The organism is Staphylococcus chromogenes (assembly GCF_029024625.1).
GTDB lineage: Bacteria > Bacillota > Bacilli > Staphylococcales > Staphylococcaceae > Staphylococcus > Staphylococcus chromogenes.
Genome location: NZ_CP118953.1, coordinates 254,381 through 266,921, shown reverse-complemented (window position 1 = coordinate 266,921; position 12,541 = coordinate 254,381). Strand labels below are relative to the sequence as shown.

Here is a 12,541-nt window from a genome sequence, read left to right as displayed (position 1 = left end):
CTCTTTATTTTACTTTATTATATACCTCCCTTTATAAAAGGTACATATATAATAAAAGCAATGTCGCTTGTTCATTCTAAACGACATTGCTTCCTCTTATTTTCTATTTTCCACCTAACATGTCAAACATTTTCTTCGCGTTATCTGTATTATCAATATTTCCTCGGAAATGTTCAGCGCCTGGACCATGGGCATAAATGTCGACATCTTCGCCGGTATGTCCTGTAGATGTCCATCCTGTTAACGATTTATCATCAACAGGTTTTTGAATCGCCGTGTGCAAGGCTTGGAGTTGTGTTTCATAGAGGTCTTTGTCTTTATCTTTGTTCAGACGTTTTAATTTTTTCGCTTCTTTTTGAATTTGTTGCATTTCTTTCTTCGTGATTTCAAATCCATATCCTGCATTGATGGTGTCTTCTACACTTTGACCTGCTTCAATTTGTTCAACCATCCAACGTCCTGAATGTTTCATTTGACGAATAGGTTCTGGTTTCCAGTTGTACTCGCCATCTTTCCCCATCGATAAACCACCTGTCGAATGATCAGCTGTTGAAACAACGAGGGTGTCTGGATGATTATTGGCATAAGCAATGGCTTGTTCAAATGCTTTTTCGTAGCTCGCCATTTCTGACATAACACCTGTCACATCATTCGCATGTCCTTGCTTATCGATAGAAGCGCCTTCGACCATAAGGAAAAACCCTTTGTCATTTTTAGACAGTTTGTCTAGGGCCGCTTGTTGCATATCTACGAGTAATGGATTTTTATCAGGGGCATCGATTTGGAGGGGCATGTTTTTATCCGCAAAAAGACCGAGCACTTTGTCTTTTTTAGAAGCTGTTAATTGTGCTTTATCCGTCACGACGTCATAGCCTGATTTTTTAAATTTTTGATCTAAATTGTCATTCTCTTTACCAAAGTATTTCGCGCCGCCCCCTAAAAGAACGTCAACTTTATGTTGACCGTTAATGCGTTGCTCATAGTATTGTTTTGCGATTTCATTCTTTTTATCACGACTGTCGACGTTGGCTGCAAATGCGGCTGGTGTCGCATCTGTAATTTCTGCTGTAGATACAAGACCTGTGGATTTCCCTTGTGATTTAGCACGTTCGAGCACAGTCTCCAAATCTTTTTTATCATTATCTACGCCAATGGCACCGTTATAGGTTTTCAAACCTGTACTGAAAGCTGTGCCCCCTGCAGCGGAATCCGTAATATTTTCTTTGGGGTCTTCAGGATGTGTTTGGTGTGCCCCAACGAGATGTTCATCAAATACCGTACGCTCCACTTCTTTTGTATTCGGGTTATCCGCAAAATGACGATAAGCTGAATTATAACTTGGACCTAACCCATCTCCCACCATAAAAATAATATTTTTCGGGTTTTTCGTATTTCCGTAAACAGCTGCTTCTTTTTTCTCTCCTGTTGTCGATTTCTGTTCTTCTGCATTCACTCCAGGCGTCACAAATAGAGATGATGCGATAAGTGTGCTCGCTAGTGTCACTTTTGAAAATCGATTCGTCAATTTCATTATGTATAGACCCTCATTTCTTAAAATTTGAATACAGGCACATTGTAGAGGGTGAATTTAAATTTAAAGTTAGTTTTATGTTAATAAATAGTAAACGTAGAGCGTTCTTTTTGTAATATTTGTTTTATTATTTTATTATTTATTATGCCATAATAATAAACGCAGTTACTTTCATATAAATTGAAAAAGCGCGCAAACTCTCCATTGAGAGCATGAGCGCTTCATCTTGCAATTAATCATTTACTTTGTATTAAAAGTATTTTCTACTTTACATCTTTAGCGAAAAAATCAAAAATATTTGTCGCATTTTCTGTATTATCAATATTGCCTCTCCAATATTCTGAACCTGGGCCATAAGCGTAAGTATTCACATCTTCTCCTGTATGACCGTATGTTGTCCAACCAGTGTGTGATTGATCATTAATTGGCTTTTGAATCGCATCTTGAAGTTTTTGAAGTTGTGCTTCGTATTTTGATTTATCTTTGTTTTCATCTAACCCTTTGATCGCGTCTGCTTCTTTTTGAATCGCATCCATTTGTGCTTTGGATAAGTCAAAACCATAGCCCGATTGAATTGTTTTTGTGACATCTTTGCCACTTGCGATTTCATCTGCCATCCATTTACCAGAGTGTTTCATACTTTGAACTACTTTAGGATCCCATTTGTAATCTTTGCCTTTACCAATCGTTAATCCACCTGTTGAATGGTCAGCTGTTGCGACCACTAACGTATCTTTGTGTTGCTTTGCATATTTCATCGCATTGTCAAATGCCGTTTCAAATCCGGACATTTCAGACATAACACCCGTAATGTCATTCGCATGTCCTTGTTTATCGATAGATGCGCCTTCCACCATTAAGAAAAAGCCTTTTTTGTTTTTTGAAAGTTTATCCAATGCTGCCCCTTGCATATCGGATAAAAGTGGATTTTGTTTAGGTGCATCGATTTGAAGTGGCATATTTTTATCCGCAAATAAACCTAAAACTTGATCGCTTTTAGCATTCGCAAGTTGTTGTTTATTTTTAACGACGTCATAGCCATCTTTTTTGAATTTTTTATCGATGTTGCCGTTTTCTTTACCGAAATATTTAGCGCCGCCTCCTAATAAGACGTCAACTTTATGTTTGCCTTTAATGCGGTCGTTATAAAATTGTTTTGCGATTTCATCTTTTTTATCACGGCTGTCAATATGTGATGCATACGCAGCAGGTGTCGCATCTGTGATTTCAGCTGTTGATACGAGACCTGTAGATTTCCCTTGTGATTTCGCACGCTCTAACACCGTTTCAACGGGTTGTTTGTCTGGTGTCACACCAATGGCACCATTATAGGTTTTATGGCCTGAGCTGAACGCTGTTGCTGCAGCCGCTGAGTCTGTAATATTTTCTTTCGGATCATCAGGATTTGTACGTTGTGTCCCCACGAGATATTGATCAAATGCTGTTTTTTCCATTTCTTTCGTATTTGGATTATCTTTAAAATAGCGATAAGCTGATGTATAAGCAGGTCCCATCCCGTCACCGACTAAAAAGATGACATTTTTAGGATTTTTCGTATTTCCGTACATCGCCACTTTGTCCTCTTTTTGATGATGTTCTTTATTTTGATCTTTCGCATACGTCGTTTGTCCAGCGCCGAAAAGTGCAGAAGCTACTAATGTACTCGCTAACGTCACTTTCGTCCATTTACCCGTCATTTTCATAAGTCAATAACCCCTAACATTATTATTTACAAATAAATTGTACTATCTCTTTTTGAATATGACGTTAGATTGACGTTAACTTTCAGTAAAGCGAATCAGAATCATTACTTTTACTCAAAAATATTTTTAGCTTATCTCCTCTTTCACGTGTATTCCATTTTCTACACCAAAATTATTCCTAAAATCCTACTAAAAAACCCGACAGCACTTAGACTATCGGGTTCAAATATGTTTCACATGAAACAAGGTTGTTATTCATTTGATTTTGCTTTTTTACCACGACGCCACCATCTGTAAACGAGATAAAGTAAAGCAATAGCGATGATGACAATGAAGATTTTTGAATAAATACCAATATATTGGATGATTTGTTGGATATGATCCCCTAGCGTCATCCCAAGTGTAATTAAAAAGATATTCCATACCGCTGTCCCGATGGCTGTAAATAACATGAAATGAAAAATATTCATCCGTGTCAGTCCAGCAGGAATTGAAATCAGCGTTCTCAATATCGGCACGAGTCGCGCTAACATAATCGCCCAGTGACCATATTTTTCAAACCATGCGGACGTTTTATCTAAATCTTTGCGTTTAATGCGTACATATTTACCATATTTATCAATCCAACGATACAAACGTTCTTCGCCAATTAATAGTCCGATATAATACAAAACGACAGAGCCAGCCGTTGCAGCGACGACTGCGATTAAACAAACGACCCAAAAGCTCATGGACGTTTTCGTCGTCATGTACCCGGCAAATGTCAGCACAATTTCAGAAGGGAAAGGGTGCAAAATATATTCGACAAATATTAATAAGAAAATCCCGAAATAGCCATATTGGCTCAACACATCAGTAATCCATTGTTCCATTAGCTTCACCTATTTATTATTAGAATATAGTTCATTATAAGTTTTACTTTCCCATTTTACCATAAATGAACGCTACAACTTTTGGATGAAAGATGTGTTACTGTAAAAAATTACTCCATAACTTCTTTAAAAAGCAAATCTATATCTTCAAAATCATAAATTTTCTCTTTCGGTTCCCCAAATTGCTTTTCATACATCTCACGCAAGATGATGCGCGAACAACGTTCCACACCGTAATTTTCAACAAAAACCCCATTACGTTTTTTCAAATAGGGGACAACTTTTGCTTTAAATCGGACCTCTTCGCCGACCATAGCCAAATAGTCGTCATAATAATTACGATGCTCATAAAGCCACAAATGATCGACCTGAATACCTGAAACTGTCACATTTTTCAATAATAAGCAGACATTGGGATTCAACTTGCTTTTTCTTTTGACTGTCACTAACGTCCCTAGTACGATCACTTTTCGATTTTTAAAAGGTTCTAATTGTTTTCGTCGCATCGGCCCCACCACCTTTCGACGCACCCTGTTATACACTACTATACATGTAAATTTCTGAATAATCCAAAATTTAAATTTTACGAAACCTAAGCCTTGGATATTTATAAAACATAGGCGCTCCTTTCAAGTGAGGTGAGTCTACCCTCATAGTCCCCGAAGACTCCAAAGACGTCTAAAAACACCGTTATCACAGGGGGTATAAACACATCGCCGTTTAAAAGAAAAGATAAAAAGAGCTATATTGAAATATTTCCATTTCAATATAGCTCTTTTTCATTTATTTTACACCTTTACCTTCAATGTCGAAGACTTTCCAAATCGTCATGGAAATCAGCCATGCCAGTATGAAGACAATGACCAATCCGTATCCTAACCAACCGATGTCTAGTTGGGCAATCCATCCTCCAAAACCTGACGTCCAATGTTGTTTCTCACCAATCAGTTGGAGAATTTCTAATACACCGATAAATAACGCCGCAATGACTGACACAGAAGTAATCGTAATGTTGTAATAGATTTTGCGTATCGGGGTATCAAATGCCCAATGATACGCTTCTGTCATCACGACCCCATCGAGCGTGTCTAATAGACTCATGCCTGCCGCAAACAGGATCGGTAAAGATAAAATCCCTAATAATGGAAGGGTTTGTTGTGCTGCCCCTGCTGAAAGCGCAAGTAATGAGACTTCACTCGCAGTATCAAACCCGAGGCCAAATAAAAAACCAAGCGGATACACGTGCCAACTTTTCGTAATAAATTTAAATAGTGGGCGGACAAATCGCATAATGAGCCCTCGTGAATCTAACAATTCATTTAATTCGAGTGAGGTAATATGTTCACGTCGCACCTTTTTAAACAACTGAACCAATTGGATGAGAATGACAAAATTCAAAATTCCAATTAATATTAGGAAAAATCCGGAAACGAGCGTGCCAATAAGACCACCCGTTGTTTGGAAGGTGGTTAAATGCGTTTTCGCCCAATTGACCGCCACACCGAGTAAGACAGCCATTAAAAAGACGACTGAGGAGTGGCCTAAAGAGAAATAAAAACCTACGCCAGTTGGATTTTGGCGTTGTTCTAATAATTTTCGTACGGTATTGTCAATCGCCGCAATGTGATCGGCATCAAATGCATGTCGTAAACCAAGGGTATAGGCGATGAGGCCCATGCCTAAAAGCACTGGATGTTGCCACCCCCCAAAAAACAAAAAGCCGACTCCGATAATGTGTAAAGCCAGGACAACACTTAAATAAGGGACTGCCGATTTAAGATTTCGATTAATTTTCATAAAATCACCATTACTATTTTAGAATAATAAAATAATACACCTACGTTCTTATAATTTAAAGTCAAAGCCTTCTAAACATTTTTAATGAAACATAAAAATCAAATCATGATTGGCAATTCACATAATAAAATAGATTTTTAATAGATTTATATCTACCTTATTAGAAAAAAATGTGCTTAAATGAGGGATAAAGAGAAAAAAAAGAGGTGCAAACATGAGTAACAAAATTTTAATAATAGAAGACGACCTAGATATACAAGCATTAATCCACTTATCTCTGACCTCTCAACATATCGGTGAGGCAGATTGTGCGAGCACATTTAATGAAGCGCTTAAATATTTACAGTCGCACACCTATGACGTCATTTTATTAGATTTGAACTTACATTCAGAAAGTGGTTATGAGCTTTTAAACGAAGTCGACCAAACACAAACAAAAGTGTTAATCGTTACGGCGAAAGATACGAGTTACGATGTATATCGCGGTTTTGAAGAAGGCGCAGTCGATTATATCAAAAAACCCTTCGACCCTATGGAGCTCGCATATCGCGTGAAAATCCATTTAAAACCTAAACGCGATTATATGTATCAATTCAAACATTTAAAAGTGAATTTCCGTACCGCGGAAGTATGGGTACAAGACGAACCTGCCAATTTAACAGCGCGTGAATATGACTTATTAGAGTATTTCATTAGTAATCCGAACCGCATTTTAAGTAAAGAACAGTTATATGCGCAAGTTTGGGGTTATGAAACAGGCGTTGATGATAATACTTTAATGGTACATATACGTACACTGCGTAAAAAGGTTGAATTAACCCCTAACACGCCAGAATTGATTCAAACTGCACGTGGTAAGGGCTATATCTATAGAGGCCTAATCAATGAATAAACGCTTTATCCTTAAGTTTGCTAAGTATATGTCACTATATTTTATTATTACGACGATACTCACACTCATCGGTTTCTTACTGTTTACGTATTTGGCAACGAAACCCTCACACATCAACAAACTAGATGATATCGAGTTAGAGCTCTACCCGCCTTACTCTCCTCAACGTGTCGAGGTCCCTAATCAAATATTAGAACTTGCCCAACAAAGTAACGCAGACGTATACGTCACAAAACTCAATGGAGACATTGCGTATCCCCACAATGTTAAAGGCAATATTAAAAGCCGTCTAATCAAAAACGCCTACCAGTCCCACTCGATTCGTTATAAATATGGGGCTGAACATTATTATTTTGTCTATATTTATCGAAGTGGTGAAAATCCAGTCATTAAAAATGAGAATGAAATCGATACGCATATGTTACTAGAAAGTATTCGGACAAATGGATTAAACCCTTACGAATTCAACATCGATGACGGTCATTTGAAATTTTACGAAAATAGCGGTATCGATCGTTCTGATACGACATTAATTAAAAAGAATACGCATACGATTTACTTGAGTTGGATTGCGATTATTATCGCGAATATTCTCTCTATTCTCTTTATTTCATGGATGATTTCGCGACATTTATCGCAGCCGCTATTTTTCTATTCACGCTGGATTCAAAACTTAAGTGTCGGCAAACTTCATCAACCCGATGCGCATATTAAAAATCGTGACCGTACACGTAAAACATATAAAGAGTTAGATGATGCGATATTCACACTCAACAAACAACTTGTAAAAGATCGCTTTTATCATGATCAGATTCAATATTATAAAACAAAATGGATTTCTCAAATTTCTCATGATTTGAAATCTCCACTGACTTCGATTTATGGTTTTTCAAAACTCGTACGAGGCGCGAGTGAAATGGATCAACAACATCTAAAGCTCATTTCAGAGAAAGCCGATTACATTCGCGAAGTCATTGATAACCTAAGCGCCCAGTTCAAATTTGAAACCGAGCAAATGGAATATCACCGGGAAAGTTTTGAAATTCAAAATACTGTAGAGCGTGTTGTTTCCACGATTGGATTCGATAAAATCACGGTCAATTTTGATTTTCCATACGAAACGACGTTTTATGGCAATAAACTATACTTTGAACGTTTGTTATTTAACTTAATTAACAATAGCTTAGACCATAATGCCATCAATCCGAATATTATGATTCACTTCAAGCTCGACCAAACGCATCTAACAATTGATTACAAGGATGATGGAAAAGGATTACCTTCGTATAAGCTAGACGAATTAATCGAAAAATCCTACACATCTAAAAAAGTAAAAGATGAACATGGCCTCGGGCTCTCTATCATTCGAGACGCTGTCGAGTTCCATCAAGGTGATTTAACCCTAGTGCCATCTGAAAAAGGTGCTCACTTTAAAATTCACCTTAAAGCCCATACACAAGAAAAATAGATTTTAAAACGAGGAGTTATCCTATTAAAAAACGTCCATCGCATTGATTATGGGTGGACGTTTTCCTGCATATCAGAGATATGAAAATGAGCTATATCAAACGTATGTAATTTTACCAAATGATGAAAACTTACAAATGAAGTTTCATCATTTGTATTGAATTAATTTATTATTATTTAGATATCTAAACAGTCTGTCAACATTTTAAGTTGCGTGACACTTTCAAGCCATCAAAAAGCTCGTTTAAATGTTTCATCATAAAACGAAATTTTGTATGTTAATTGACAATTGACGATATCACATTCTATAATTTCACGAAAGGCTTGTTGAAAACCTTCAGAAGCAAACCAATCCTCATAATATTGCACATCTTGCCATAATGTGATAATCAGATATTGATCAACATCGTTTTCTAATCTTAAAAAGTAATAGCCTTGAAAGCCGTCTCGCTCTTCTAAATAAAAATCTTTTTCGAAACATTGTTGTTCAAAAGTTTCAGAATGTCCTTCTAAGACTTTAATATAGTTTAACACGACATAACTTTCTTTGATGGGATTGCCAATGACATCCAAAGGTTGGTACGCTTTCGTTTCATTATTTTTATCAATGCACACTAAATCTTCAAAGCGAATACGATAATTTTTATTCACATCAAGTATTTCCATAAGATGCCTCCTTCTCATATAGTGTATTCCCACCTTTATACCATCTGAAAGCAACATTTAAAAATTCTTCATGATAATATAAAAAATCTGTAATTTCAACTATTATAGAAAAGTATTCCTATCGTAATAATCGCCTTTGGATAACCCTATAAAAATAGGATACTTCCACAATAAAACATATCGTAGAAGCATCCTAAATCCATCAAAAATACTTTTATTTTATAAAATTGGTGACACTAATTTTGCGATAGACTGTTTAAATTTCACCCAATTTGAACGAGATTCATAACGTTCAGGCGTCAATTTTTTCGAATCTTTCACATCTTGTTCAAACGCTTTTATTAATTGTTCCGCTATATTTTTATTATAAATCAACGCATTCACCTCAAAGTTTAATTGAAAACTCCGTTGGTCCATATTGGCAGATCCAACAGAGGCCACTTCGCCATCAATGACCATCATTTTCGAATGGATAAACCCTTTTTCATACGTATATACATTAACACCATCATACATTAATTGCGCCACAATCGTTAACGTTGCCCAATGGACAAACGGTTGATCTGGCTTATTCGGGACGATTAAATTCACCTCGACCCCAGATTTTGCGGCAATCCGTAACGCATTGACATAGCCAATTTCTGGCACAAAATAAGGCGTATGCATATAGATAGATTCTTTCGCATTCATAATCATTTTCATATACGCAAATTCCAATTGGTGCCAAGCATTGTTTGGACCACTCAAGCCAAGTTGCATCGCCACACGGCCATCTTTACGCGCATTCGTTGGAAAATATTTTTTATCATAATCGAGTTTTCTACTATCGTCCACTTGTGAGTTCCAGTCGTGGATAAAACTCAATTGAAGCGCATCCACCCCGTCCCCTTGAATACGAAGGTGCGTATCACGCCAGTATCCTAGTTTCTTATCTAAGCCTAAATATTCATCCCCAACATTAAAGCCTCCGACATAACCAATATCTCCATCAATGACGACATTTTTACGGTGGTTGCGGTTATTCACACGGAAATTAATAAATGGGATAATCTTCGCATGGAAAAAGGCTTCAATAGAAACACCCGCTTCAACGAGTCCTTTCATTTTACCTTTGCGCAGTTGTTTAGACCCCACTGCATCATACAATAATTTTACTTCTAATCCTTCACGTGCTTTTTCTTTTAATATTTCGAGTACTTCTGTTCCTAATCCATCTAGGTTGATAATGTAAAATTCCATATGAATGTAATGTTTGGCATTACGCAAATCCTCTTTCATACGTTCAAATAATTCATGGCCATCTGTAAAAATATGAACATGATTGTTTTCACTTAAAAATGAGGCTTCTCGCGTCAACATCATTTGCACTAAATCTGATTGTTTTTCCACAACAGGGTTATCGGTTTGAAACGTTCCCTTTTTAAATTGTTGCTGCTGATGCATCACGCGTGAACGCGCATCTTCAATCTCTTGCCCTGTCTCTTTAGTACTTTTTAGTCTGACGGCCCGTCCGAAGAATAAATATAGAAAAAAACCGAGTACAGGCACAACAAATAGTAATAACAACCATGCCCACGTGGAAGTTGCTTCACGGCGATCACGTTCCATAAAGATTATGAAAAAAGCGAGCACTAAATTAATCACAAAAAATGAGCCTAGAAACAGCCGATAAAACAAATTCACGCTCGGATCAAAAATCAATTGCATTCCGTTCACCTCGTTCGTACTATTCTTATAATGTTTTTATTATACCCAAAAAGTAACACAAGGTCTTATGATATGAAAAATAATTAGTGTACTTATACTACCCATTTTTTAATTATGAGTGACCTATGGCTTCAACGAACTCTCAACTCATTGTGATACTTATAATTTCATAGAATATGAGCAAATGAGCTTTCAGTTAAATAAAAATTATAAGTAGCTTGCTAAATCCAAAACAATACCATTTGGAAATAAGGAATGAGGATTGGATGTTTTTATCCATCCCAACTTTACTATTTTATTTCATTTATTCTACTGCCATTTTCTAGATTTTTCCTCTTGCTATAATGGGGTATCGTCTATGCTCTATAGATGAATTTTCTATGGAGGAGGATGCGTATGCTATCCACGTTAATTCAACAGTTTCTTGCACCGTTACTGGTCGGTGGCGCACTCACCTATTTCAAGCACTGGCTCGATAGGCGCGTGATTAACAGAGACGATACCTAGTAACACAAAAAGCCCTACATCCCGAAGAGATGTAGGGTTTTTGTGGATCATGATCCATGTTTGACTAATATATATCATATCACACTTTTCCCTTGCGCAAAAGAAACTTTCTCATAAATTCAATTTTTTTATCCTTTACGCCTACTTAATATGAGGTTAATGCCTGTTTGTTAGTGTAGATTTTGTAAGATATCTACATAAAGGAGTGTCCTCATTGAAAGTTATATTTCGCTGTGGTTTCATCATGATTTTTTGTTTACTCATTTTTTCATTTTCTGCACAGGCAGCCGCTTCTTTTCCATCACTACGGATCACGACGCACAATGTTTATTTTATGCCTCAAGCGTTGTATCCGAATTGGGGGCAAATGCAACGTGCGGATCTTATTGCGGAAGCACCCTATATTCAAAATAATGACGTGATAATTTTGAACGAATTGTTCGATCGTCAAGCGACGAACCAACTCCAATCTCGTCTATGCCAGGAGTATCCTTACCAAACCCCTGTACTCGGTAATAAGGATGACCGCTGGGATGATGCGCACGGTTATATTCATAACGCTAAAGTATCAAATGGAGGTGTGGGTATTGTGAGTCGCTATCCAATTGCACGCCAAGAACAACATATTTATGCAAAAGGCCTTGGGGCTGATGCGATGGCGAAAAAAGGGTTTGTCTATGTCAAAATCATTAAACAAGGCCAACCTATCCATATCATTGGCACGCATCTTCAAGCGGATAACGGTGGAAGTTCGTCAGCGAAAGATGCCGAAGTACGGGCGCGTCAAATGGCAGAAATCCATCAATTCATCGAAGAAAAGCATATTCCTAAAAATGAGATGGTTCTCATTGGCGGTGACTTAAACGTGCAAAAAGGGTCACAAGAGTATCAAGACATGTTGTCCAATTTAAATGTATCTGCACCAACTTATCAAGGGCATAATGCGACATGGGATACAGAAACCAATGGGATTGCCCGCTATAATTACCCTGATTACGCACCGCAATATTTAGATTATATCCTCGTAGAAAAGCATCATGCCAAGCCTTCTCATTGGAGTAATGAAGCACGTCCTGTAAAATCGCCGCAATGGTCTGTGACGTCTTGGGGAAAATCGTATACCTACCAAGATTTTTCTGATCATTACCCTGTCATTGCTTCAAATTCTCAATAATATGACAATCCAGCACGTAATGGTACAATTTATCTTTCTGTGTAACATTACGTGTTTTTAAAGAAAAGACCGTCATTATCACGTTTCTTAATGTTTCGCGCTCCCTAAATTTTTTATTTCCTGCCCTTTATAATTTCTGTTGTTTTCTTCTTTATTCCAAGGTCATATCTATAAAAAATGGTACAAAACAATAGATTTGTAAAGCCAACTAAATATCAATCACAC

Annotated in this window: 10 protein-coding genes; 3 read left to right on the top strand and 7 right to left on the bottom strand. The window is 37.0% G+C overall.

What is annotated here, in order from left to right:
- Positions 1 to 103: 103 nt before the first annotated feature.
- The 5 genes from PYW36_RS01175 to PYW36_RS01155 form a co-directional block, all read right to left on the bottom strand.
- On the bottom strand, positions 104 to 1,531 hold the full coding sequence (locus PYW36_RS01175; RefSeq protein WP_103159624.1) for an alkaline phosphatase: 1,428 nt from the start codon (positions 1,529 to 1,531) through the stop codon (positions 104 to 106).
- A 263-nt stretch (positions 1,532 to 1,794) separates the two neighbouring features.
- Positions 1,795 to 3,234, bottom strand: coding sequence for an alkaline phosphatase (locus tag PYW36_RS01170; RefSeq protein WP_103158746.1), 1,440 nt, complete (start codon positions 3,232 to 3,234; stop codon positions 1,795 to 1,797).
- A gap of 251 nt (positions 3,235 to 3,485) precedes the next feature.
- Complete coding sequence (locus tag PYW36_RS01165; RefSeq protein WP_103158747.1) at positions 3,486 to 4,106, bottom strand: DedA family protein; 621 nt, start codon at positions 4,104 to 4,106, stop codon at positions 3,486 to 3,488.
- Between the two features lie 110 nt (positions 4,107 to 4,216).
- Positions 4,217 to 4,612, bottom strand: coding sequence for a hypothetical protein (locus PYW36_RS01160; protein ID WP_037577096.1), 396 nt, complete (start codon positions 4,610 to 4,612; stop codon positions 4,217 to 4,219).
- A gap of 277 nt (positions 4,613 to 4,889) precedes the next feature.
- A complete protein-coding gene (locus PYW36_RS01155; RefSeq protein ID WP_103158748.1) occupies positions 4,890 to 5,903 on the bottom strand; it encodes a HoxN/HupN/NixA family nickel/cobalt transporter in 1,014 nt (337 codons plus the stop codon).
- Between the two features lie 214 nt (positions 5,904 to 6,117).
- Here PYW36_RS01155 and PYW36_RS01150 point away from each other — a divergent pair, with 214 nt between their 5' ends.
- On the top strand, positions 6,118 to 6,795 hold the full coding sequence (locus tag PYW36_RS01150) for a response regulator transcription factor (protein WP_037577090.1): 678 nt from the start codon (positions 6,118 to 6,120) through the stop codon (positions 6,793 to 6,795).
- Positions 6,788 to 8,263, top strand: coding sequence for a sensor histidine kinase (locus PYW36_RS01145; protein ID WP_037577087.1), 1,476 nt, complete (start codon positions 6,788 to 6,790; stop codon positions 8,261 to 8,263). The genes PYW36_RS01150 and PYW36_RS01145 overlap by 8 nt, the downstream gene beginning before the upstream one ends.
- 230 nt (positions 8,264 to 8,493) lie before the next feature.
- On the opposite strand, the gene PYW36_RS01140 is transcribed toward PYW36_RS01145, so the two are convergent.
- Together PYW36_RS01140 and cls are read right to left on the bottom strand one after the other, a co-directional pair.
- Entirely contained in the window at positions 8,494 to 8,928 is a 435-nt protein-coding gene (locus tag PYW36_RS01140; protein WP_172458425.1) for an antibiotic biosynthesis monooxygenase family protein, read from the bottom strand.
- A gap of 219 nt (positions 8,929 to 9,147) precedes the next feature.
- Positions 9,148 to 10,635 (bottom strand): cardiolipin synthase, encoded by a 1,488-nt coding sequence (cls, locus tag PYW36_RS01135; protein WP_103158750.1) that lies wholly within the window; start codon positions 10,633 to 10,635, stop codon positions 9,148 to 9,150.
- A gap of 751 nt (positions 10,636 to 11,386) precedes the next feature.
- On the opposite strand from cls, the gene sph reads away from it, so the two are divergent.
- Entirely contained in the window at positions 11,387 to 12,316 is a 930-nt protein-coding gene (gene sph, locus PYW36_RS01130; RefSeq protein WP_103158751.1) for a sphingomyelin phosphodiesterase, read from the top strand.
- Positions 12,317 to 12,541: the final 225 nt, after the last annotated feature.